Source organism: Salinimicrobium oceani, assembly GCF_012037645.1.
Genome location: NZ_JAAVJR010000606.1, coordinates 1 through 457 on the forward strand (window position 1 = coordinate 1; position 457 = coordinate 457).

General features: G+C 40.9%; 2 protein-coding genes. One reads left to right on the forward strand and one right to left on the reverse strand.

The annotated features are described in order from the left end of the window. Positions 1-246, forward strand: a 246-nt coding sequence (locus HC175_RS18490; protein ID WP_209310088.1) for a sugar transferase, incomplete at its 5' end; no start/stop codon positions are given. A 53-nt stretch (positions 247-299) separates the two neighbouring features. Here HC175_RS18490 and HC175_RS18495 read toward each other — a convergent pair. Further along, positions 300-457 (reverse strand): RNA polymerase sigma factor (locus HC175_RS18495; protein WP_317172361.1); only part of this gene is annotated, 158 nt, incomplete at its 5' end.

The window sequence follows — 457 nt, forward strand, 5'->3', positions numbered from 1 at the left end:
CGACCCGAACGCCCTGTTTTTGTTGAAGAACTGGCCAGTCTCATCCCTTTTTACGATACCCGTCACTTTATTAAACCCGGACTTACAGGCTGGGCCCAGGTAATGACAGATTATGCAGACAGCCATGCCGACAGCCTCGAAAAGCTTCAGTATGATCTTTATTACATCAAGCATCGCAACATCTTCCTGGACATAACGATCCTCACTAAGACCCTAAGTACAGTAATATTTTTCAGGGGGCAGTAATATAATAGATCCTAAAAATTTAGTCCTCTCTATTATACTTCAGAAAAAATATGTCAGGAATTCCTTTTTTTGATGACTTCTGCCAGTAACTTTTTAGCCCGTAAGAGTTTTACTTTGACATTGTTCATTGGCTCCTGTAGATGTGCGCTGATTTCCTTATAGCTCATCTCCTGGAAATATCTAAGCGTGATCACTTCCTGGTAAGGTTTTT